Annotated in this window: 23 protein-coding genes; 9 read left to right on the top strand and 14 right to left on the bottom strand. The window is 36.9% G+C overall.

The genetic code is table 11. The annotated features are described in order from the left end of the window. Nucleotides 1–26 precede the first annotated feature (26 nt). The 5 genes from ACJRPK_RS08350 (at nt 27) to ACJRPK_RS08370 (ending at nt 4,969) form a co-directional block, all read left to right on the top strand. Nucleotides 27–992, top strand: a complete 966-nt coding sequence (locus ACJRPK_RS08350) for a M28 family peptidase (protein WP_407139480.1) — start codon at nt 27–29, stop codon at nt 990–992. A 14-nt stretch (nt 993–1,006) separates the two neighbouring features. Next, complete coding sequence (locus ACJRPK_RS08355; protein ID WP_407139481.1) at nt 1,007–1,687, top strand: SDR family NAD(P)-dependent oxidoreductase; 681 nt, start codon at nt 1,007–1,009, stop codon at nt 1,685–1,687. A gap of 78 nt (nt 1,688–1,765) precedes the next feature. Continuing rightward, nucleotides 1,766–2,362, top strand: a complete 597-nt coding sequence (locus ACJRPK_RS08360; RefSeq protein WP_407139482.1) for a SprT-like domain-containing protein — start codon at nt 1,766–1,768, stop codon at nt 2,360–2,362. Between the two features lie 74 nt (nt 2,363–2,436). Then, nucleotides 2,437–3,513 carry a mannose-1-phosphate guanylyltransferase gene (locus ACJRPK_RS08365; RefSeq protein ID WP_407139483.1) on the top strand — a complete coding sequence of 359 codons (1,077 nt, stop codon included), beginning with the start codon at nt 2,437–2,439 and terminating at the stop codon, nt 3,511–3,513. Nucleotides 3,514–3,520: 7 nt separating this feature from the next. Continuing rightward, the gene (locus ACJRPK_RS08370; RefSeq protein WP_407139484.1) at nt 3,521–4,969 is read left to right on the top strand and encodes a DUF389 domain-containing protein; all 1,449 of its coding nucleotides are present in this window, start codon (nt 3,521–3,523) and stop codon (nt 4,967–4,969) included. A 52-nt stretch (nt 4,970–5,021) separates the two neighbouring features. On the opposite strand, the gene ACJRPK_RS08375 is transcribed toward ACJRPK_RS08370, so the two are convergent. Both ACJRPK_RS08375 and ACJRPK_RS08380 read right to left on the bottom strand, forming a co-directional pair. Next, entirely contained in the window at nt 5,022–5,786 is a 765-nt protein-coding gene (locus ACJRPK_RS08375) for an ABC transporter ATP-binding protein (protein ID WP_148782553.1), read from the bottom strand. After that, entirely contained in the window at nt 5,783–6,523 is a 741-nt protein-coding gene (locus ACJRPK_RS08380) for an ABC transporter permease (RefSeq protein WP_148782554.1), read from the bottom strand. The genes ACJRPK_RS08375 and ACJRPK_RS08380 overlap by 4 nt, the downstream gene beginning before the upstream one ends. Before the next feature lie 90 nt (nt 6,524–6,613). Here ACJRPK_RS08380 and pafA point away from each other — a divergent pair, with 90 nt between their 5' ends. Then, entirely contained in the window at nt 6,614–8,278 is a 1,665-nt protein-coding gene (gene pafA / locus ACJRPK_RS08385; RefSeq protein ID WP_407139485.1) for an alkaline phosphatase PafA, read from the top strand. Here pafA and ACJRPK_RS08390 read toward each other — a convergent pair. From ACJRPK_RS08390 to ACJRPK_RS08410, 5 genes are all read right to left on the bottom strand, one after another. After that, nucleotides 8,270–9,121 (bottom strand): glycosyltransferase, encoded by an 852-nt coding sequence (locus ACJRPK_RS08390; RefSeq protein ID WP_407139486.1) that lies wholly within the window; start codon nt 9,119–9,121, stop codon nt 8,270–8,272. The two genes, pafA and ACJRPK_RS08390, sit on opposite strands and share 9 nt — an antisense overlap. 37 nt (nt 9,122–9,158) lie before the next feature. Next, on the bottom strand, nt 9,159–9,686 hold the full coding sequence (locus ACJRPK_RS08395) for a methyltransferase (RefSeq protein ID WP_407139487.1): 528 nt from the start codon (nt 9,684–9,686) through the stop codon (nt 9,159–9,161). Between the two features lie 124 nt (nt 9,687–9,810). Continuing rightward, nucleotides 9,811–10,521, bottom strand: coding sequence for a hypothetical protein (locus tag ACJRPK_RS08400; RefSeq protein WP_407139488.1), 711 nt, complete (start codon nt 10,519–10,521; stop codon nt 9,811–9,813). Between the two features lie 100 nt (nt 10,522–10,621). Next, nucleotides 10,622–10,993: a group III truncated hemoglobin gene (locus ACJRPK_RS08405; RefSeq protein WP_407139489.1), complete on the bottom strand. Its 372-nt coding sequence runs from the start codon at nt 10,991–10,993 to the stop codon at nt 10,622–10,624. After that, on the bottom strand, nt 10,990–11,256 hold the full coding sequence (locus ACJRPK_RS08410; protein ID WP_407139490.1) for a hypothetical protein: 267 nt from the start codon (nt 11,254–11,256) through the stop codon (nt 10,990–10,992). Before ACJRPK_RS08410 ends, ACJRPK_RS08405 begins: the two co-directional genes overlap by 4 nt. 110 nt (nt 11,257–11,366) lie before the next feature. Between ACJRPK_RS08410 and ACJRPK_RS08415 the strand changes: the two genes are divergently transcribed. Beyond that, nucleotides 11,367–11,738, top strand: coding sequence for a hypothetical protein (locus tag ACJRPK_RS08415; RefSeq protein ID WP_407139491.1), 372 nt, complete (start codon nt 11,367–11,369; stop codon nt 11,736–11,738). A gap of 85 nt (nt 11,739–11,823) precedes the next feature. Here ACJRPK_RS08415 and gcvP read toward each other — a convergent pair whose 3' ends face one another. Next, nucleotides 11,824–14,679, bottom strand: a complete 2,856-nt coding sequence (gene gcvP / locus ACJRPK_RS08420) for an aminomethyl-transferring glycine dehydrogenase (RefSeq protein WP_407139492.1) — start codon at nt 14,677–14,679, stop codon at nt 11,824–11,826. 134 nt (nt 14,680–14,813) lie between these two features. Between gcvP and ACJRPK_RS08425 the strand changes: the two genes are divergently transcribed. Next, a complete protein-coding gene (locus ACJRPK_RS08425; protein WP_407139493.1) occupies nt 14,814–15,629 on the top strand; it encodes a hypothetical protein in 816 nt (271 codons plus the stop codon). 31 nt (nt 15,630–15,660) lie between these two features. Here ACJRPK_RS08425 and ACJRPK_RS08430 read toward each other — a convergent pair whose 3' ends face one another. The 3 genes from ACJRPK_RS08430 to ACJRPK_RS08440 form a co-directional block, all read right to left on the bottom strand. Beyond that, nucleotides 15,661–15,915 (bottom strand): hypothetical protein, encoded by a 255-nt coding sequence (locus tag ACJRPK_RS08430; protein ID WP_407139494.1) that lies wholly within the window; start codon nt 15,913–15,915, stop codon nt 15,661–15,663. Nucleotides 15,916–15,920: 5 nt separating this feature from the next. Continuing rightward, on the bottom strand, nt 15,921–16,478 hold the full coding sequence (locus ACJRPK_RS08435) for a sigma-70 family RNA polymerase sigma factor (protein ID WP_407139495.1): 558 nt from the start codon (nt 16,476–16,478) through the stop codon (nt 15,921–15,923). A 98-nt stretch (nt 16,479–16,576) separates the two neighbouring features. Beyond that, nucleotides 16,577–17,092: a GbsR/MarR family transcriptional regulator gene (locus tag ACJRPK_RS08440; RefSeq protein WP_407139496.1), complete on the bottom strand. Its 516-nt coding sequence runs from the start codon at nt 17,090–17,092 to the stop codon at nt 16,577–16,579. 147 nt (nt 17,093–17,239) lie between these two features. Between ACJRPK_RS08440 and ACJRPK_RS08445 the strand changes: the two genes are divergently transcribed. After that, complete coding sequence (locus ACJRPK_RS08445; RefSeq protein WP_407139497.1) at nt 17,240–19,390, top strand: M20/M25/M40 family metallo-hydrolase; 2,151 nt, start codon at nt 17,240–17,242, stop codon at nt 19,388–19,390. A 76-nt stretch (nt 19,391–19,466) separates the two neighbouring features. Here the strand turns inward: ACJRPK_RS08445 and ACJRPK_RS08450 are convergent, their stop codons facing one another. The 3 genes from ACJRPK_RS08450 to ACJRPK_RS08460 all read right to left on the bottom strand — a co-directional run bounded on the left by ACJRPK_RS08450 (nt 19,467) and on the right by ACJRPK_RS08460 (nt 23,772). After that, complete coding sequence (locus ACJRPK_RS08450) at nt 19,467–21,497, bottom strand: M3 family metallopeptidase (protein WP_407139498.1); 2,031 nt, start codon at nt 21,495–21,497, stop codon at nt 19,467–19,469. A gap of 576 nt (nt 21,498–22,073) precedes the next feature. Next, nucleotides 22,074–22,562: a 5-(carboxyamino)imidazole ribonucleotide mutase gene (purE, locus tag ACJRPK_RS08455; protein ID WP_148782567.1), complete on the bottom strand. Its 489-nt coding sequence runs from the start codon at nt 22,560–22,562 to the stop codon at nt 22,074–22,076. A gap of 52 nt (nt 22,563–22,614) precedes the next feature. Continuing rightward, complete coding sequence (locus ACJRPK_RS08460) at nt 22,615–23,772, bottom strand: 5-(carboxyamino)imidazole ribonucleotide synthase (protein WP_407139499.1); 1,158 nt, start codon at nt 23,770–23,772, stop codon at nt 22,615–22,617. Nucleotides 23,773–23,803: the final 31 nt, after the last annotated feature.

Genomic DNA, 23,803 nt, shown 5'->3' on the forward strand with positions numbered 1-23,803 from the left:
AAATCTAATTACAATAACGCATGGCTATGAAATTTTTTAAAAGGACTCTAGGGTTTTATGTTTTATTATTTGTTTTAACTACAGGATATGGACAGCAATCTGAGAAGAAATCTGATGTTCTGAATTTAAAGGAAATCAAAACAACCCTCGCGCAAGATGTTTCTTTTCTGGCGAGCGACTCTTTGAACGGAAGAGCTTTAGGCACTGTAGGCTATGACGTGGCGACTGACTATGTAATCAAAAAATTTGAAACGTATGGTGTTCAACCTTTTTTTAAAACATATAACGATTCCTTTTTGGCTAATGATACTAAGACTAAAAATATTGTAGGTGTTGTAAAAGGAAACGACTCGCTACTCTCAAAAGAATATATTGTATTAGGGGCGCATTTAGATCATATCGGCACTGCAAAGATTATAGGAGGCGATAGTATTGCTAATGGGGCAAATGATAATGCGACGGGAGTTAGCGTAGTTTTGGCACTTGCAAAACATTTTGCTACAACGAAATCAATAAAGCGTAGTCTGATTTTTGTGTTATTTGGTGCGGAAGAAAGTGGATTAGTAGGGTCTAAACATTTGGCGAATAAACTTAAGGAACTTAATACTCCCATTTATACTATGCTGAATTTTGAGATGGTTGGGGTGCCTATGGCTGGGAAGAAGTACGTGGCATATCTCACGGGTTATTCCAAATCAAATATGGCAGAAAAACTTAATGATTATGGTAATAGAGAGTGGATTGGGTTTTTGCCAAAAGCTAAAGAGTACCAGCTTTTCAAACGTAGTGACAACTACTCATTTTATAAAGAATTAGAGGTGCCTAGTCATACGCTCTCCACTTTTGATTTTTCTAACTATGACTTTTATCATCATGTTGATGATGAGGCTGATAAAATGAACTACGATTTTATGAGCGATTTGGTTGAGCTAATAATTCCGGCTGTTACTGCAATGGCATATACTACAGAAAATGAGATTCTATTAAATTAGTTAAAAAAAATTACATGAAGAATATAATAATCACAGGAACCAGTAGAGGTATTGGTTTTGAGCTAGCTAGGTTATTTGCTGATCAAGGACATAATATTTTAGCACTTTCCAGAAACAAGCAACCAATTGCTGCATTGAAGCATGAGAAAATTCATGCCTTTTCTTTTGATTTAGAAAATGGGAAAGACTTGGATACAGTTGCTGATTTTGTAAAGTCTCAATGGCAACAAGTAGATATTTTAATTCATAATGCAGGGCTTTTAATTAATAAACCTTTCTCTCAGCTTACGACCAAGGATTTTGAGAAGGTGTATCAAGTAAACGTTTTTGGTGTGGCAGAATTAACGCGTCGTATATTGCCATATTTGGTAAAAGGGAGTCATGTTATTGCTATTAGCAGTATGGGGGGCATACAAGGAAGTCTCAAGTTTCCGGGATTAGCCGCCTATAGTTCAAGTAAAGGTGCAGTACTAACGTTAATCGAATTGTTGGCCGAAGAATATAAAGAAACAGGTATCGCATTTAATGCTTTAGCGCTTGGAGCAGTACAGACAGAAATGCTTGAGGAGGCTTTTCCGGGCTATGAAGCTCCGTTGACAGCACTCGAAATGGCTAAATATATCAAGGATTTTGCAGAAACCGGTCAAAAGTTCTATCAAGGCAAGGTGCTACAGGTGTCAAGTAGTACACCTTAAAAATCTCGTCTCAATCGAAATAGAGAATTTAAAACAAGATTTTTCTGTACTTATAGCGCTATTTTGTATTTTGTGCGAGTGAAAGAGATTTTGACTAAATACATACCGGAACGGGCTGTCGATCCTGCGTTTGACTTAATTGTTCAAAACAACGTATATCTTAAAATTGTAAATGAACGTGTCACACGCCACGGAGATTATCGCAGGTTAGCAGATGGGAGTCATCAAATTACTGTAAATGCGTCTCTTAATAAATACCGGTTTTTAATCACATTGATTCACGAGATAGCGCATTTATTAGCCTTTGAGCACTATGGTAAAATTATTAAACCGCATGGGTTGGAATGGAAAAGAACGTTTCAAAGGTTAATGCTTCCTTTTATCAATCCTCAGATTTTTCCCGCTTCATTGCTTCCGGCAATTGCACATCATTTTAAAAATCCAAAGGCAAGTAGTGATACCGATGCACACTTATCGCTTCTTCTGAAACAATTTGATCCCGCAAATGATAAAAACTATATCTTTGAACTTCCTTTTGGCAGTACCTTTAGATTATATAACGGGAAATTATTCCGTAAAGGAAACAAAAAAATAAAACGATATGAATGCGTAGAAATTAAAACGGGTAGAGTCTATCTTTTTAATCCTAATGCAGAAGTTGAAATAATACACTGAGATATAAATAACCAAGTATCAAGATAGTTGATTATTCGCGCTTATATCTAACGATGTAAAAGAAACATATACAGATGAAAAAGAATTATTATGCCATTTTAATGGCAGGCGGAGTTGGATCACGTTTTTGGCCGGTAAGCACGACTAAATTCCCGAAACAATTTCACGATATGTTAGGGACCGGCGAATCTTTAATTCAACATACATTTAAGAGATTAGCTAAAAGTATACCAGAAGAAAACATATTTATTCTAACTAATGCTTGCTACAGTGATTTGGTTCAGGAACATTTACCACAAATAAGCAAAGATCAAATTATTGGAGAGCCCGCGATGCGGAATACAGCACCTTGCATATTGTATGCATCTTTAAAAATCCAAAAACTAGATCCTGATGCGGTGATGATTGTTGCTCCCAGTGATCACTGGATAGAAGATGAGGTAGCTTTTGCAAAGGATGTTCAGAAGAGTTTTGAAACATGCGAACAACATGATAGGTTAATCACTTTGGGGATAAAGCCAACGTTTCCCAACACGGGCTATGGTTATATTCAGTATAAAGAAGATGAGAATACTATTAAAGAAGTTTCAAAATTTACAGAGAAACCGAACTATGAAACTGCCAAACAGTTTCTGGTAGAAGGAAATTATTTATGGAATGCGGGTATATTTGTTTGGAGTGTATCGAGTATTCTTAAAGCCTTTGAAAACTATCAAAAGCAAATGACAGCTTTGTTTGTCAAAGGGTTGCCAGAGCTCAATACAGTTGCAGAAGAAGGTTTTATCCAAGATAATTATCCATTAGCTGAAAATATATCAATAGATTATGCTATTTTAGAACAAGCTGATAATGTCTATGTGTTACCTGCTAGTTTTGATTGGAATGATTTAGGAACCTGGGGTTCTTTATATAATGAACTGGATAAAACGGATGCACAAAACGCAGTTGTTAACGCGAAACTTTTAGCTCAAAATGCTAAGGGCAATATGATTCGCACTAGCAGCGAGAAGGTGGTAGTTGTCGATGGTTTGGATGATTATATAATCATAGATAATGAGGAGGTACTTCTGATTTATCCAAAAACCAAAGAACAACAAATCAAGGAAGTGTTGGCGGCGGTAAAAACTAAATTTGGAGAACATTACGGCTAATTAGATTATGCAAGAAAATTCAAACTCAGAATCTCCTATTGATGCAGAGGAGGTAAAGGAAACGATAAAGAAAGAGGCTAAAGGTCTTTTTGAGAGTGTCAGTGCGTTTTTAAGTGATTTACTAGATATACGGTCAGATACAGATCGAGATCAGACTGTTGCTGATGTAAAGAATGACATTCCATTTCAAGGTCATAACGCATGGATCCTCGTCTTTTCTATTTTTGTTGCATCAATAGGGCTCAACGTTAGTTCTACCGCTGTAGTTATTGGAGCGATGCTTATATCACCTCTTATGGGGCCAATCGTCGGAGTAGGATTGTCCATCGCAATTAACGATATTGACACGCTTAGACGATCGCTTATCAACCTTGGAGTGATGGTAGGCTTGAGTGTTCTGACTGCTACCTTGTATTTTTCACTATCCCCTTTGACAGAGTTAACACCAGAGTTGGAAGCAAGAACAGCACCCACCATATTGGATGTTTTTGTAGCAATTTTTGGAGGGTTGGCCTTAATAGTTGCCAAGTCCAAAAAAGGAACAATGCCAAATGCGATTGCCGGAGTAGCGATTGCTACGGCACTTATGCCGCCTCTGTGTACGGTAGGTTATGGTATAGCAGAGTGGAACTTTATTTATGCAGGGGGTGCTTTATACCTTTTTACTATTAATGCGATTTTTATTGCGCTATCGACGTTTATAACAGCTAAGCTATTGCGTTTTCCAATGATCAGATATGCAAACTCTGCAAAGCGGAAGCGCACTGCGCAATTAGCATCTTTTATAGCACTATTGGCCATGATTCCCGCAATTTTTACTTTTGTTAAAGTATTGGGAGAAAGCAATAGTGAGCGTGATTACCGCAACTTTTTGGAGAGTGAAATTTCAGGTAACGAAAATCTATACCTGCGTAAGGATTTCTATAATTATAATGAAGGAACCATTAAGCTGTTTTTTGATGGTGAAATAGATAAAGCTGTTGTTAGCGATCTGAGAAACGAAATCAAGAAGTATGATCATATAAAAGATTTTGAGTTAACCATTAACGGAAATAAGTCAAGAGGATTGGAACAAGTTTCAAAAGCCTACGATCGATCGATCGTTGAACTCGGAAGACTCGAGAATGCTAATGATAGGTTAACTGCGCAAAATGAAGATCTCAAAAACCGAATTGCGGCGTTGGAGTTACAGTTGCGTGATGCAAGTAAAGTAGAGCCTGTCAAAGTGTTACCTTATAATTCTATTGCAAAAGATGCCAAAATTAGATTTCCGGATCTTTCAGCCCTGGGCTACGGTTTAGTGTTGCAGTCTAATTTTCTGAGGGTGGATACGGTTCCGATGCTTTTTCCTGTTTGGAAATCTCAACTATCCGATAGTCTTCATGAATTGCGACAAACTGATCTAAGAAAATGGTCAACACGTCAAATAGGAGTAGATACGCTGATAGTGAAATAGGCACGTTTCATTATAATTGCTAATGTGCTTGTCAGGATTACAATAGATTGGCTTAAAAACCTTGCAACTGTGCTTTTCGTACTTTTTTAAATAAGTTAGACGAGTATACAAAATTAGTTACAGCCTCGTTATCAGTTTTGAAGATTTGTGTTTTATCACCTTCCCATTCTAAGAATCCCTTCTTCAAAAAGATGATCTTTTCACCAATTTCCATCACAGAATTCATATCATGGGTGTTGATTACTGTGGTAATATCATTTTCGACTGTAATTTCTTGAATTAAGTTATCAATAACCATGGCTGTGTTTGGGTCTAAACCAGAATTCGGTTCATCACAGAAAAGATATTTAGGTCTGGTTACAATTGCACGGGCGATTGCAACACGTTTTTGCATACCTCCACTAATTTCTGAAGGAAGTTTTTTATTAGCATTCTCCAGATTAACCCGATCGATTACTTCATTTGCACGATCCATCATTTCAGATTTTTTCTGTCGGGTAAACATTTTAAGTGGAAACATGATATTCTCCTCAACAGTCATAGAGTCAAACAAGGCGCTGCCTTGAAAAACCATTCCCATTCGTTGACGTAGTCGTCTCTTTTCCTCTTCATCTAATTCAGAATAGTTTTCACCATCATAGGATATCGTGCCTTTTTCTGGGGTAAATAATCCTAATAAACATTTTAAAAAAACCGTTTTCCCACTACCACTGGTTCCAATTATTAGATTTGTTTTTCCACGGTGAAATGTAGTAGTGATACCTTTCAATATTTCTTCGCCATGAAATGCTTTATGTATATCGTTAACTTCTATCATGCGCTTAGTAATAATTGTGTTAGTATATAGTTTGAAATTACAATTACAACGGTTGTCCAGACAAAAGCAGCGGTACTGGCTTTACCAACTTCGAGAGCTCCACCTTTCATATAGTATCCGTGAAATGAGGGGATCGTCGCTAGTAGAAATGCGAATAAAAATGTCTTAATAAAAGCGTAGACCAAATGAAAGGGAACAAATTCGTCCTGTAATCCTGTAATAAATTCACTGCTAGAAACAAAACCTCCATAAACTCCGGCGATGTAACCTCCAAAAATTCCCACAAACATTGCGATTGCGATGACAAAGGGATACATCAACATGGCGATAATTTTAGGGAAAACCAAGTAATTTAAAGAATTGATCCCCATAACCTCTAAGGCATCAATTTGTTCTGTCACCCGCATCGTTCCAATACTAGAAGTAATAAAGGAGCCTACTTTACCCGCCATGATCACCGAAATAAACGTTGGAGCAAATTCTAAAATTACGGATTGGCGAGAAGCAAATGCAATTAATTGTTTCGGAATCAAGGGATTGGTAAGGTTTAATGCAGTTTGTATAGCTACAACAGCCCCGATAAAAAAAGCAAGAAATACGGTGATACCTATAGACCCGATAATAAGGTCATCAATTTCCTTAAAAATTAATGTACGCAAGACAGAACCTTTGGTCATACGACTAAAAACTCCCTTAATCATTAAAAAATAACGTCCAATATCGTCTAGGTAAAACATGTATTTTTGATTAGAACGGCTAAAATAGAAAAAAAATATCCGACAGCATTTAACCTTATACTAAAGTTTAGTTTTATATAAATGCTACTTTTGCATATTCAAATACAAATTAAAGGAATGTTGAGAATAGCTTTTTTAATACTAACGGTAGGATTTATTTTTAAGGGACATACACAGACAGTACTATCAGAGAACGATCATCCAAAGCTGGTGGTAGGAATTGTGGTAGATCAGATGCGCTATGATTACTTAACACGATTTGATACTTCCTTTGGATCCGGTGGCTTTAAGCGAATTAGTAAGGAAGGTTTCCAATACAAGAATGCGCATTTCAACTATATCCCCACCTATACAGGACCAGGACATGCATCCGTATATACAGGTACAACTCCTTTTAACCATGGCATAATAGCAAATAATTGGTATGATAAAACTGCGAAAACAAAGGTATATTGTGTCGAAGATACACTGGTGAATGCGGTTGGGTCTACCAGTAAATTTGATAAGATGTCACCCAGACGCATGAAAACAACCAGTTTTGCAGATCAAAATCGTATGCATACACAAATGCGCGGAAAGACCATAGGGATTTCTCTAAAAGACCGCGGAGCCATTTTACCGGCGGGGCATACGGCAAATGCTGCCTATTGGTTTAGAGGTCGTGACGAAGGGCAATGGATCACAAGCTCTTATTATATGGATGTACTGCCTCAATGGGTGCAAAAATTTAATGCTTCGGGAACGATAAAATCCTATTTAAAAACGTGGGACACTATGGTTGATAGCGAACAATATAGTGCTAGTGGAGTTGATGAAAATATGTATGAGGCAGGATTTAAGGGGAAAGAAAAGGCAGTTTTTCCTTATGAATTAGCAGCTCTGGCCGAAGAAAATGGCGGTTTTGATATTTTAAAAGCTACTCCCTACGGCAATAGTCTAACTACAGATTTTGCCATTGCCGCGCTAGAGGGAGAAGGATTAGGATTAGACAACGATACAGATGTACTAGCGGTAAGTTTTTCTAGTACGGATTATATTGGACATAATTTTGGAGTAAATTCCAAAGAAGTTCAAGATGCCTATGTACGTTTGGACAAAGATCTGGAGCGCCTGCTGATGGCACTTGATAAGAAAGTCGGAGTAGGAAATTATACAGTGTTTTTGACAGCAGATCATGGGGCTGTGAATGTACCGGCCTATTTAAATGCCTTAAAAATACCGGCAGGATATTTTGATTTAAAGCAATTTTCTGAACAGCTTAATGCACAATTGACTGAAAAATTTGGAGTTCAAGGGTTGGTTGAAAGCGTTTCTAATGGTCAGATATTCTTTAACTATGCACTGGTTCAGGAAAAAGAGTTGAATCCCTCCCATTTACAGAAATATACAGCAGAGTATATCCTTGCATATCCACAAGTCGATAAAGCATATACTCGTAACCAAATGTTGGGAAGTACTTATCAATTCGGAGTTCCGGCATTATTACAAAAAGGGTTTAATCAAAAACGTAGTGGAGATGTTTTATTCGTATTGGATCCGGCTACAATCACCTATTCAAAAAAAGGATCAACGCACGGCAGTGGCTCAAGTTATGATACACATGCTCCGTTGTTGTTTTTTGGAAAAGGGATACAAAAAGGGAGTAGTGTCGAGAAAGTTTTTATAACCGATATCGCGCCTACTATCTCTAGTTTGTTAGGGATTGAGTTTCCTAACGGAAATACTGGAACTGTTTTGAAAGAGGTTTTAAAATAATTTACCAAAAATTTTCTTCCAACGTAGTTTTCTAATAAATCTGCCTTGCTCAGCTGTGACTAAATAGGGAGTTCGATTTTTTACCGCTTTGAAGTACCCTTGTAGATAATCAAAAAAGAGTTTCGGCTGTTTTTTTAAGATACTTAATTTGATTGAAGCGATTAGGGTTAACCAAAAGCCATAACGTATTTGATAAAATGCTTGCCCTTGTTTAAGTTTTGAAGATGTGTGGTATGTCTGGCCTGTAGGTTTTAAATGTTTAACCTTTAAAGACGCATCGGTTTTGATTGACCAACCATAGAATTGAGCCAGTAGTTCATCGATAGTATCCCAACCCATAGCAGGAGTAAGTCCATTAATATCATTAAAACATTCTTTGCGGTATGCTTTTAAAGCGCCACGAATATGATCTTTGTTAGTGAGGTTTTCTAACTCCCAGTGTTTATTTTTTGAAATATAACAAAAACCCCCGGCCATACCGACATTATGATCAGTCTTAAAATGCGAAGCAACAGTCTCTAAGTAATCAGATGGAAAAATTAGGTCCGCATCAAATTTACATAGAATATCATAGTCCGTGTCCAGTACTTTTAAGCCAGCATTAAAGGCATTTATAACTTTGCTACCTGGTAGGTGTTGCTCTTTAGATCGTATGTGCACAATTACAATGAATGGATATCGATCGACGTATGTTTTTAAAATCTTATTAGTGTTGTCTGAGCTATTATCATCCACTATCACAAGTTTATCGGGTAACAGAGACTGATTCACTAAGGAATCAAGTGTCTTTGAGATAAATTTTTCCTCATTATGAGCAGGTATGACAATATAGATCTTTGACATAAAAAGAGTGTCTGAATAAGCTTACAATTAAAATTAATTATACTTTTCGCCTTTCAGCATATACGATATAATAACGTGGAGTAAAAAGTCTTAAGAAAGGACGAAATCCTATCTTATTAACAGGATGTGTCCATGAATCTTTAGCGATAATCGTCCATCCGGCTTTTTCTAGGAGCCAATCAAATTGCCAATCCTCAAATTCATGAAAATGCCTGTCCCAGGGATCTGTTTTACTTTGATACGCTTTTGAAAACCACAAACGTAAGGGAACTGAAGCTACGAGTTTATCTGCCTTGATATCAGTAAGTATTGTAAATGGAGAAAGTAGATGTTCAAATATTTCAAAAGCAGTAACAACGCTTGCCGTACTTTCTTTTAATTTTGAGGTATCGTAATCCAAGTCCTCTCCGGTTGTATTTTGAACCTCATAACCTTCTTTTTTCATAATTTCAGAAAAAGGGTTTTCAACCCCCAAGTCTAATACAGTAGTAGGCGTAGGAACGTGTTTGCGAAGAAAACTCAGCGTTTTCTCAAATCTTTTATGCGGAAAAGTACCTTCGTACATAAGATGCGTTTGGTTAAAAAATCAACGATGTCGAAATATAGAATTTATAATTTATTTTTCATCGTAATTAATTAAAAAAGGGAAGCGTACTGCTTCCCTTGGTATATTTTAATGGACTCTCTGACTAGTTACACAAGTTGTTGTATTCATATACGTGAAGTGCAAATTGTGACCACTTAATATTTTCGCCATACTTAGCGATCAATTCTGGACAATCAGCAAAATACATTGCGAACTCTTCATCATAATCTTTTTTCTTAAGACGAACAGCTACTTTTTCATTAGCTTTCTTTACATAATACGATTTTGCAATCCCGCCAGCTTTAAGCGGTCCAACACCTATGCTCATAGTTTCACCCGCATAAGGATCTTGGTATACTTTAATTTTATCAGAAAAATCCGGGTTTACCAACTGCATCATTAGGTTTCTGGTTTTTTTCTTTACGCGAACATCAGAATTTTCAAAATACGCGTATCCATCTTTGAATAAATTTTGATCAAGATCTTTGTTTTTCCATTGTTGAGAATCTGTTGCCATGTCCATAAACCTTCCCAATTTTGCTAGTCCACTTGGAGGTAAATAAAGAAAATTTATGTCTTCTGGCTTGATTTTAATTTTGTTGTCTTGAAGATCTTTAATTTTAATACCTTCAATCAATCCTTTTTTGTAATCCAAACTTTTTAGATTACCTTTTTGTACAGTTCCATCCATCATATGAAGGTAGGTAGTCTTTTTCTTAGAAAAACCATTGAACCCTGGTTGAAAATTTTGAGCTTCAATTGAAGTGCTTGCTCCAATAAAAGAAAGGAGGAATAAAATAAAAATCTTTTTCATAATATAGTTTTGAATTTCAGCAAATATAGACCTTCATCTGATAAAACATCTATGATTATCCTAATTTGTTAATATCTAGTTAAATTCAATACCTGATTTCTTAATGACTTAGCTTAATTTGAAGCACCGTAGCAACAGATAAAGCATTCGTCTTAATGCGTTGGGCATTTATTCCTTCGAACAATTCATCTACAGTTTTATTAAAAAGAGTTAGCCATATTTCGAAATGGTGTTTTTGTAATTGATGTTTTGAGTTGAGGTCCTGATGAATTTTTACCACATTATTACGGTATGTAACTTTTCTGAATAAGTTCATTTCCCAAAAATCAATAATAATCGGTAAGTGTTTTTTCATACTGAGTTGAGCGATGTCTGTAAAAATATAACCTATGTGAGGATCATTTAGCACCTTTGAATAAAATGAATTCATTAAACACTCTAAGTCATCTCTACCGATTATATCATTTTTCATTTTTTTTGTTTGGCAATTAATAACTCTCTTAGCTCCTGTTGTTTTTCCCTCTCAATGACTTTTTGATGAGCAAAAGCAAAGATAGCATTTTCGATTACCTCATTCTCTCGTTCACCTGAAAGGATGTAAGAAATAGTGGCTTTAGAGTAGGGCCTTCCTTGTGAGGTTGAGATGTTGTTCTTTTTTAAGTATTCTTGAATTTTTTTGATGTGTTTGCTTCCTAAACTATTAATAATAGCCGAGCGTTCTTCTTGCGTTATCATGATAGTTGGCTAATGTTAAAATGATGAGTATCTTTGTGAACGAAATGTTGAAGTTTCGCTATACAATAATATATAAAATATTGTACATTAACAAGTTTTAAGCTACTATTTTGGATAAAAAAGATAATATTTTAGATAGAGTGATTATTTTTGCAGAGTATTTGGGATATAGCTTACGTAGCTTTAGCTTGTCAATTGAAGCTAGCCCGGGATACTTACATCGGCTGCAGTCTTCGAATAGTAACATAGGTGGAGATTTTATAGAACGAATTATAGCTACTTACGAACAGTTGAACCCTCTGTGGCTACTCACAGGCAAAGGAGATATGTTACTTGAGACTCATGGTATCAGAGTTAATGAGTCAGAGGCGCTGTATGGAAAACGAGATTTTTTAAAAGAAGCACTATTGGTGTATCTTGATGATGAGGATATTAAAAATAAAATCCAAGATATAGTTACTGCTAAGCAGATTGAAGAGTAACTGGCAGTATAAAAAGTAATACATAAACAAAGCGGGATCTTTATGAAAATCCCGCTTTGTTTATGTATGTAGAGTTCGTTAATTTTTAAGCTTCTTCCATATAAGATTCGATGGGCTCACAGGTACATATTAGATTTCTGTCTCCATAGGCATCATCCACACGACGTACAGAAGGCCAAAATTTATTTTCAGCTATATACGATAGTGGATAGGCGGCTTCAGTTCTTGAGTATGGAAAATCCCAAGTATCAGCTGTTACCATGGCTAATGTATGCGGAGCATTTTTTAGCATATTATTGGTGTTATCCTTGGTTGCTTCGCTAATTTCTTTTCGAATAGAGATTAAAGCATCACAAAAACGATCTAACTCTGCCTTGCTTTCGCTCTCAGTAGGTTCAATCATAACTGTGCCGGCTACCGGAAAGGAGACTGTAGGAGCATGAAACCCATAGTCCATCAAACGCTTGGCAATATCTGTTACCTCAATTCCATTTGCTTTAAAAGGGCGACAATCTACAATCATCTCGTGAGCAGCTCTACCGCGTTCTCCAGAATACAACGTACTATAATGACCGTTCAGTCGTTCTTTAATATAGTTGGCATTGAGAATTGCATATTCTGTTGCATTCTTTAGACCATCCGCACCTAACATGGTAATATATCCGTAAGAAATTATGCAGGCCAATGAGGATCCCCAAGGTGCAGCAGATATTGCTGTAATAGCATGTTCGCCACCTGTACTAATTACCGGATTACCGGGTAAGAAAGGAACAAGTTGCTCTGCTACACATATCGGACCTACTCCTGGTCCGCCACCACCATGTGGAATGGCAAATGTTTTATGTAAGTTAAGGTGACAAACGTCAGCCCCAATGGCACCTGGGTTTGTTAAACCAACCTGAGCATTCATATTAGCGCCATCCATGTATACTTGTCCGCCGTTCTCATGTATTATAGATGTTATTTCTCTAATTGCCGATTCATACACACCATGAGTGGATGGATAGGTAACCATCAAGGCAGCTAAATTATCCTTATGTTTTTCGGCTTTTTCACGTAAATCATCAACATCAATATTTCCTTCGTCAGTAGCTTTGGTTACCACAACCTTCATTCCTGCCATTACCGCAGATGCTGGATTGGTTCCGTGTGCTGATGAGGGAATTAAACAAATATTACGGTGATGATCATTACGTGATTCATGATACGCTCTAATCACCATAAGTCCTGCAAACTCTCCTTGTGCGCCTGAATTGGGTTGTAAGGATGTGCCGGCAAAACCGGTGATTTCTGTAAGTTGATCTTCTAATTTAGATAATAGTTCTTGATATCCTTGCGCTTGTTCAATAGGAACAAAGGGATGAATATTCCCCCATTGCGGATCACTTAATGGTAGCATTTCGGCTGCAGCATTCAGTTTCATCGTACATGAGCCCAGAGCAATCATAGAGTGATTCAAAGAAAGATCTTTGCGTTCTAATTTCTTGATATAACGCATCAATTCAGTTTCAGAATGATAGCTATTGAAAACTTCGTTAGTCAGAAAATCTGTAGTCCTAGCTAAATTTTGAGAAATACTGGTTTCCTCTTTAGAAATATCACGAATAACAACTGCTTCTTTGCCTGAAGATTCTGCAAAAATTGAAATAATAGTATTCAAATCTTTTACCGTAGTTGCTTCATTTAGAGCAATCGATACAGTAGATGCATCAGGGTAAAAGAAGTTTACTTGCTTTGCTTCGGCCAACGTTTTTATTTTGTTGCTATCTGCTGTAATGCGTATAGTGTCAAAGAAATTCTCGTTTAATTGGGTAAAACCAAGTTTTGAAAGGGTTTTACTCAATATCGTGGCAGAGGTATGAACTTTGTTTGCAATATATTTAAGTCCGTTTGGGCCATGATATACCGCGTACATACCAGCCATAACGGCTAATAATACCTGTGCTGTACAGATATTAGAGGTAGCTTTATCTCTTTTGATATGTTGTTCTCTTGTTTGTAATGCCATTCGTAACGCACGATCACCATTCGTATCCTGTGTCACACCGATAATACGACCAGGAATATTACGCTTGTATTCTTCTCGCGTTGCAAAATAGGCTGCGTGTGGTCCTCCATATCCTAATGGTATCCCAAAACGTTGAGTAGTACCAACTACTACATCTGCTCCAAAACTACCCGGAGATTTTAAGGTTACTAGACTTAAAATATCTGCAGCTACTGCAATTTTAATATCTGCAGCATGTGCATTTTCTACAAATGCGGCATAGTCAAATACCTCACCGGATTTACCCGGATATTGTAGTAATGCACCATAAAATTCTGATGAAAACTCAAAAGTTTCATGATTGCCTATCACCAATTCTATGGCTAATGGTATAGCTCTAGTTTTTAATAGTGACAACGTTTGTGGAAGAATCTCTTCGGAAACAAAAAATTTGTTACACTCACTTTTCTTCTGATCACGTGTTCTGCCGGCATATAGCATTGTCATCGCTTCTGCAGCAGCCGTACTTTCGTCTAATAAAGAAGCATTAGCCAACTCCATACCTGTCAAATCACAGATCATTGTTTGGTAATTTAATAAAGCTTCCAATCTTCCTTGCGCGATCTCTGCCTGATACGGAGTATACGCTGTGTACCATCCCGGGTTCTCAAGAATATTACGTTGAATTACTGCAGGGAGACTTGCTTCATGATAACCAAGACCGATATAGGTTTTGAAAACACTATTCTTGGCAGCTAATTCTAATAAATGAGCTGCATATTCTTGCTCACTCATTGCTTCATCAAGCTGAAGTGGTTTTTTCAATAAAATATCGTCAGGAACTGTTTCATAAATTAGCTGATCCATAGATTCAGCTTTTACAGTGTGTAACATGTCTTTTAAATCCTTCTCAGAAGGGCCTATATGGCGAAGTTTGAAAGAATCAGTTTTCATATGCTAAAAACGTTGTGTTTGAGTCGGCAAAAGTACGTATTTAATTAAGAAAATTTAGTCTCTTTTTTATACAAGGATTTGTAAGTTTTCAACCAATTATGTGGGTTATTAACAGAGAAAGTTAAATTTGCAATGTGAAGCAGTTTCAAATCTTTTTTAAATTTTATATCAATAGCAGTATTCATGTGGCTATAGCTATTTGCTCATTGGTAATTTTAACACAATTTAAATTTGGATTGCAGTTCAGGCCTGAGCTGTTGATTTTTATGTTTTCGGGTGCTATTGTAGGATATAATATTGTTAAGTATACTAGTGTTTCTAATTTGTATCATCGCCGTTTAACAAAATCGATGAAAGCGATACAGTGGTTTACAGTACTGTCTGCGCTGTTTTTCTTAGGAAGTATATTGTATTTTGAGATAGGAACCTTACTTTATATGATTCCGGTAGTAATTTTAACTGCACTTTATGCACTGCCTATATTTCCCAGAGGTAAAAGCTTGCGAAATGTGGCTAGAATCAAAATTTATATCATAGGATTGGTATGGGCAATAGCCACCGTCGTGGTTCCTTCGGCAGTCGCAGAAGCTGATTTTACTTTGGCGTTATGGGTAGAAACGTTGCAACGTTTTTTATTTATTGTGGTGGTAATGTTGCCTTTTGAGATTAGAGATCTTCAATATGATGACACATCCTTACAAACTATTCCGCAGCTGGTAGGTATAACAAATACCAAGATTTTTGGTAGTGCGTTAATGATTATATTTTTGTTGTTGACATTATTAAAATCACAAATTGAGCTACATGAAATTTATAGTACATTGTTGATTACTATACTTATTTTGCTCTTTTTATGGAATGCTAAAAAAAGACAATCTGAATATTATTGTTCTTTTTGGGTGGAGAGTGTTCCGCTCTTTTGGTTAGTTATCTATATCGCTTTGCTATAAGATAGGGAATTTGAGAAAGAAGTAAAGTTCATTAATCAGGCATTTGCTTCTCCAAATTTTGTTTCATTATTCTTTTATCATCTTCAGAAAGTTCTTCTGTCTTGATTTGCTTTAACAACCAAGTTAATTTGGAGTTACGAGAAGAATATAGGCGACAAGCTTTGCAAAAAATCAAATGAATATTCAGTCGTATCTTTTCTGCCAACGAGGCTTCTTTGTATTGACTTTTATCACAACAAAGCGCAGCTTCGTCGCAACTAACAAAAATTCCTTTTCTTTTACTCATAATAACTATTTAAACCAATTGTTTTCCAGACATGAAGCCATCGCAGTACGTGCTCTGTGTATAATGACCCATAGATTAGACGCTGTAATATTGTATTCATTACAAATTGCTTCAGTATCAAATCCCTGAATGGTTTTTAATCTAAAGATATCCGCGTGTTTTTCTGGAAGTTTATCTAGGCATTGGTAGATTGCCTTGCCTAATTCTTTGTTCTCTATTTCGCTTTCTGCATTTAATTCAAAAGGATCCGCAACTTTTTCTTCCAACCAATCACCTTCGGTTTCAGTATCTCCGATTTGTTGCATGCGAACTTCGGCTTTCCCCTTTTTACTGTTACTTTTTCTATAATGATCAATTATCTTACGCTTTAGGATAGCAACTAACCAAGTTCTTTCACTTGCCTCTCCTTTAAAATTTTTCATGGATTTGAGACCGGCAAAAAAGGTTTCCTGAACCAGATCTTGAGCAATTTCTCTATTGTTCACTCTACCTATGGTATAGTTGAATAAGTAATTACTATATTTATCTACCCATGTATTTGGATCTATAACGTTTGTTGGCATATGTTGAATAGCTAGACTTCAAAAATAGAATAAAAACCTCGAAGGACTCTTAAGAATTATAGTATTAAGAATCTGTTAACATCTGTTTCGTTACCTTTTTAAGTATTCTTACTTCCTAGCCAATGTAAAATTATTCTTTGCAAACGACCTTGCTCTTGAGTACTCAAAAGATTGAATAATGCATTTATATCTTTGGTTATGACTAATAAAGCCTGCGTTTGTTTAATAAATTCTCTGGTTTCGGCGGTTCCATCCTTTTTAATTTGGACTATTTCTTTTAATGTCTGTAGGGCAGGTGCGATTTCTCGTTTACTTCGTTCCGTTGCAATTTGTCTGGATAAGTTATAGACATCTTTTTCGGCTACAAAGTACTCTTTACGTTCGCCCATTTTATTTTCCTTATAAATAATCCCCCAATCTAATAAAATCCTCAAATTAGTACTGGTGCTTCCTCTCGAAATCTTTAATTCTTCCATGATATCCTCCATAGCCAAGGGTTTCGGAGCGATAAAGAGCAGCGCATGTATTTGAGCAGTTGTTCTGTTTATTCCCCAAGAGTCTCCCAGTGCTCCCCAGGTTTCAAGTAGTTTTTCTTTGGCGTCTATAAATTCCATAAGTAAATATAGCAAAATTGGCAAAGGTTTCAGTCTAAACTGAAAGCAAAAACAGAATTTTATACAGTTGTTTTTTTGTGGGATACCCATCGTGGTAAAACCCGGATTTTGTGTAAGTTAGTGTTGTTAAACACAAACTCTTTAAACATGAAAATAACCAACACTTTTCTGTCAGTGCTTATTGCTTTGACATTTTTATCGAACACTTACGCACAACAGGAATCTGCAATGTTTTATGCGACGATTCAGACTGTTGATGCAAACGAACTACAGCAGCAACATCCTGAAATGATTGAGATTATTACTGCTGCTAATGGCTTTAGTGCTGTCAAGTTAACCGAAGATGCTGCCGAATTCTTACATGAAAAGGTACTTGTACATGGACCGGGATTCATATTTGAACCTTCAGAGAAATCTGCAATTGCTTCTTTGGATAAGATGAGGTTAAATACTATGCAACGTGCAGCGACTTCTTTTCAAATAACACAGCAAACGTTGGTAAATCAAAGTTTAAATTTGCTAAATAACACCAATATTGCAAACCAAATAATTGAATTAGAAAATTACGGAACACGCTATCACACAACAAATAGCGCAAGACAAGCGGTTTTGGATCTAAAAACGAAATGGGAAAGCCTTGCAGGGAACCGTTCAGACGTATCTGTGAGAATCGTTAATCATAGCAGTACTGCTATGCCGTCGGTTGTTATGACAATAACAGGAACAGACGAACCTGATAGTTTTGTAATTATAGGAGGACATATCGATTCTACAGCAAGAGGAAATAATGGTGACGCTCCTGGCGCCGATGATAATGCATCGGGAATCGCGACAATAACAGAAGCGGCAAGGGTATTGTTTTCTATGGATTATAGACCTAAACGAACGGTCGAATTTATGGCCTTTGCAGCAGAAGAAGTAGGGTTGCGAGGTTCTAAAGAAATTGCTCAGGATTATAAAGGTAGAAATGTTGATGTAGTTAGTTATATGCAACTTGATATGACTAATTATAAAGGGTCATCAAAGGATGTGTATGTTTCTACAGACTCCTATAATTCGTCGAGTTTAAATAATTTTCTTATCGAATTAATGAATTATTATAACGCGACGGGAACACATCAGTTCACCTACGGAACCACGATTTGTAATTATGGTTGTTCTGATCATTATAGTTGGGCGCAACAAGGATATGAAGTTGCTTTTCCCTTTGAAGCCACATTTTCTCAAAGTAATCCATATATACACACGCCTAATGACACCTTTGATCGTTCTCCCACGGCCAATGCTACTCATGCGGCAAAATTTGCTAAGCTGGCGCTTGAATATCTTATTGAAATTTCAAATGATGTTTCTTCGGGAGGATCGGATAGTTGTACCAACGTAATTTCATCTTACCCGTATGCAGAAAGTTTTGAAAATACGCTGGGAGCCTGGACACAGGATACCTCAGATAACCTTAATTGGTCTATCGATGCCAATGGAACGCCATCAAGAGGTACAGGTCCAAGCTCGGCACAGCAGGGGAGCTACTATTTATATGTTGAAGCCTCTGGCAATGGTTCAGGATATCCTAATAAAAGAGCGATATTAAATTCGCCTTGTTTTGATTTAAGTTCAGTAACAGGGGCTTCGCTTAGTTTTTCCTATCATATGACAGGAAGTTCTATAGGGACTTTACAAGTTGAAGCAAGTAGTGATAATGGAGCATCTTGGTCCTCTATATTTAGTAAGACAGGTGCACAGGGTTCTGCTTGGAATACATCAAACATTGATCTTTCTACATATGACGGAGGAAATTTAAAACTTAGGTTTAATACGGTTACGGGATCTGGATGGCAAGGAGATGTTGCGATAGATAATGTGCAAGTTTCATCATCAAGTGCATTATCCTCAAGATCATGTAATGAGGTGAACTCATTTTCTTCAAAGCGTTCCTATAAAACAGGGGATCAGATGCGTCTCGAGGGTAAGATTTATCAAAAGAATGCTACGGGATGGGTTGTGCAGGGAACATGCGCAATGCTGGCAAAGGAAACGAATCCGGGCAAAGAGTTGTCGGAAGTATTCACGCTGTCTCCCAATCCGGTAGGCTCAGAATTGTTAAATATTACGCTTGCGAATGAGGCACCTTCTCAATTTACGGTACTGATATACGATACTTCAGGAAATGTACTGAGAGAAGTTCAAGCTCTTGCAAAAACTACATCAATTGATATGAATGGTCTCGCATCAGGAACGTATTTTGTATCACTTTTTGATGGAGTCAAAAACTATACAAAGCAATTTGTTAAAAAGTAACTAGTTACAGAAGTAGTAATTTCGAAGTAATTAGTGAGCTTGACAGGATATAAAGATTCTGTCAAGCTCACTTTCTTTATTTTATAAGACCAGCACGGCGCAATAATGCTTCCGGATTGGGTTCTTGTCCTCTAAATTTCTTGTAAAGAATCATCGGATTTTCAGTTCCTCCTTTTGATAAAACATAATCTTTAAATTGTGTAGCGATGGTGCTATTAAAGATTCCGTTTTCTTTAAAGTATTCAAACGCGTCGGCATCCAGTACTTCTGCCCATTTATAAGAATAGTATCCTGCAGCATACCCTCCTTGAAAAATATGAGAAAAAGAAGTGCTCATGCAATTCGATGCCACATCCGGATAAAGTGAAGTGTCTGCAAAGACTTGTGTCTCATGCTTCTTGACATCGTCGATAGCATTAGGGTTCTCAGCATGCCATGACATATCTAATAAACCGAAGCTCAATTGTCTTAAGGTTGCCATTCCTTCTAAAAAGGTAGCAGATTCTTTTATTTTTTTCACCAATTCCATAGGGATGTCTTCTCCCGTTTTATAGTGTTTTGCAAACAACGCAAGTGCTTCCTCTTCATAACACCAATTCTCCATTACTTGACTGGGTAGTTCTACAAAGTCCCAGAACACACTGGTACCGGAGAGTCCAGGGTAGGTGGTGTCCGCCAAAATACCGTGTAGTGCATGTCCGAATTCGTGAAATAAGGTAGTCACTTCATTAAAAGTTAGTAACGAAGGTTTACTGGGCGTGGGTTTAGTGAAGTTGCAAACTATAGAGATATGGGGTCGTTCATTTTTGCCATCTTTTATCATTTGGGATTTGTATGAGGTCATCCAGGCACCGTTGCGTTTACCTGGTCGCGGATGAAAATCTGCATACAACAAAGCAATATAGTTTCCGTCAGTATCTGTAACATCATACGTTAAAACCTCATTGTGGTAGGTGTCAACCGTTTTTGTCTCTTTAAAATTAAGGCCAAAAAGTCTGGAGGCAATAGTAAAGGCACCATCGATTACGTGTTCTAATTTGAAATAAGGTTTTAGCTTTTCATCGTCAAGATCAAACAATTTTTGTTTAAGTTTTTCAGAATAATAGGCTCCATCCCATTTTTGAAGTTGCTCAATACCATCCAGCTCTTTTGCAAATTTTTCAAGCGATTCAAATTCCTTTTTTGCAGCAGGCTTTGCTTTAACTAAGATTTCATTTAAAAAGTCAAACACTTTTTCCGGGGTTTGCGCCATACGTTCCTCAAGTACAAAATGTGCGTGAGAGGCATATCCCAGCAATTGTGCGCGCTCGTAACGCAATTTTGCAATACGCAAAACATTTTCTTGATTATCGTTTTTGTTGTTTTGGAAAGCTCGTGCACCAAAAGCTAAAGCAAGTTTTTTACGTAAGTCGCGATTATCGGCATATGTCATAAAAGGAATATAACTGGGATAATCCAGCGTTATAAGCCACCCTTGTTTGTCTTTCGCTTCTGCTAAAGCTTTGGCTGCTTCCTTAGCGCCTTCCGGGAGTCCCGATATATCTTTTTCATCCGTAATTAATAATTCAAATGCATTCGTTTCGGCCAAAACATTTTCTCCAAAGCTTAGACTAAGCTTAGAGAGTTCGGTATCAATTTTTCTGAGTTTGGTTTTATCCTCTTCCTTAAGATTGGCACCGTTGCGAGAGAATGATTTATAGGTCTTGTCTACTAATGTTTTTTGCTCTTCACTTAGCGTTATATTGTCTTTGTTTTCAAAAACAGTTTTAATTCTTTCAAATAAAGTTGTGTTTAACTGAATGTCATTACGTAATTCTGAAAGCATAGGAGCTACCTCTTGCGCTATTTTTTGAATGGTGTCGTTAGTTTCAGCGCTGTTAAGATTAAAAAAGATGCTTGTTACCCGATCCAGAGACTGTCCGCTATAATCCAATTGAGCAACAGTATTTTCAAACGTAGGTTGTGATGTTTGAGAAGTTATTTGATCGATAGCTACGCGGGTTTGTTTGATACCTTCTTTAATAGCAGGAATAAAATGCGAAGTCTCAATGCGGGAAAAAGGAGCAGTATCAAAAGATTGAAGTAAAGGATTTTGCGTCATATCCATATAATTTTTTCTTTTTATCGATTAAACGTGTCTTTTATCGATTTTTTTCATTTAGATTTGATAAGAATTTACAATACGCTGTACAAGAGCATTAGATTTGTCTCAGGTTTATACGTGTTGATCTTATCAAAAGATTTCAATTAAATTAATAATCAGGGGGTATGAATATTAATCTTTTTTGTTGGTAAAGATCATATTTTTAAAAGAGCTACAGTAACGGTAGCTCTTTTTTCTTTGTTAAAAGTTAGCCTTTCGTCGTTAAAATTAATTTCAAAACGAAATATGTAAGCTAGTAAATTACAATAAATTGTATTTCATCGTTAATATTTGCATTTCATCGAAAAAATGAAAAAAATTCATGTATTATAGTGCCGTAATCAAAGTAAGGTTTTACCTTTGTTTCAGGTTTTAAGAGTAGGACCTTACGATGAATTTTTTGTGTAATATATTTAAGTTGGTTAATAAATATTGTTATATTCTGTTGTAAGGTCTAAATGAAATGAGCTGCCTCTCCGGCAGCTCTTTCTATTTTTAGGCATTTCTCAAGTTGTTTACCTTTACAAAATAAGAATTTGATTAAGATTTTCTAATGTCTTCTGCGCCCTTGATAACTTTAGTCTTGAGTCCTTCTTTATACAGTAAAATTTTATCTAAGATACACGAATCAGATGCTCCGATTATTTGAGCAGCCAGGATTCCTGCATTCATAGCACCATCAAGCGCTACAGTTGCTACTGGGACACCGCCGGGCATTTGTAATATGGATAATACAGAATCCCAACCATCGATCGAGTTACTTGATTTAACCGGCACTCCGATAACAGGAAGCGGAGAGAGCGAGGCAATCATTCCCGGTAGATGGGCTGCACCACCTGCTCCGGCGATAATAACCTTAATTCCTCGGGTATGCGCATTTTTACCATAATCAAACAATTTTTCCGGCGTGCGATGAGCTGATACAATATCAACCTCTACTTCGATATCAAAACCTTCTAATATATCAATCGCTTTTTGCATTACAGGCATGTCACTGGTACTTCCCATAATTACGGCTACTTTACTCATTTCTTTTTGTTTTATTGTGTTGTTGCGTTGTTCAAATCTTATATGGCAAAAGTTATTTACTGATTACCCTCAGCATATCCTTTACCTTTTCAGCTATTTGTCTTGCTGTATTTATATCTTCATTTACGATAGTAACATGTCCCATTTTTCTAAAAGGACGGGTCTCTTTTTTACCATAAATATGAGGCGTTACGCCAGGAAGTGTCATCACTTCTTTTATATTTTCATAAGTTACCGGACCAGAAAATCCTTCGGCACCGGTAAGGTTGACCATAATACCGGCAAGTTTACTTTCTGTAGCTCCAAGTGGTAAGTCCAGAATACAGCGAATGTGTTGTTCAAACTGATTGGTAAAACTAGCCTCAATACTATAATGTCCGCTGTTATGAGGTCTGGGGGCCACTTCATTGACCAGGATCTCATCATCTTGTGTCAAAAATAATTCAACCGCCAAGATCCCTACATGATCAAAAGCCTGAGAAACGCGTGTTGCGATATCGATCGCTTTTTTTGCAATAGCGTCAGATATACGTGCTGGACATAGTACATATTCGACCTGATTAGCTTCAGGATGAAACTCCATCTCAACCACAGGATACGTTTTTATTTCGCCACCCACATTGCGCGCCACAATAACGGCCAATTCATTTTTAAAAGGAACCAGCGCTTCGGTAATACATTCGGTATCCGGTAATTTTGCCAGCTCTTTTTCGCTTTTTATAATAGCAACACCTTTGCCGTCATACCCTCCTTGGGTACTTTTCCATACAAAGGGAAGTTTAGAGTCTTGTTGCTCAACACTTGCCACCAACTCTTCTTTGGTTGCAAAAACAGCAAAATCGGCAGTTGGTATATCTCGATCAGCATACAATTGCTTTTGTCTTCCTTTGTTCTGAATCTTTCGCAATGTAGCTGCTTCAGGATACACTTTGGTACCTTCTTTCTCTAGCAGCTCAAGGGCATCAACATTTACGCTCTCGATTTCAAAAGTTAGCACATCTACTTTTTTTCCGAAGGCATATACCGTATCAAAATCCATTAAATCCCCCTCTGTAAAATGATCGCAGGCAAGACGACCCGGAGCTTGTGGGTTTGGATCCATCACATAGGTCTGGATGTCAAATTTACGTGTTTCATAAAGCATCATTTTGCCTAATTGCCCACCGCCTAAAATTCCTAGTTTGAAATCAGAAGAGAAATAATTTACCATAGTGCTACTGTTGAATTATCGCTTTGAGACA

Source organism: Aquimarina sp. 2-A2, from assembly GCF_045505135.1.
Taxonomy (GTDB): domain Bacteria; phylum Bacteroidota; class Bacteroidia; order Flavobacteriales; family Flavobacteriaceae; genus Aquimarina; species Aquimarina intermedia.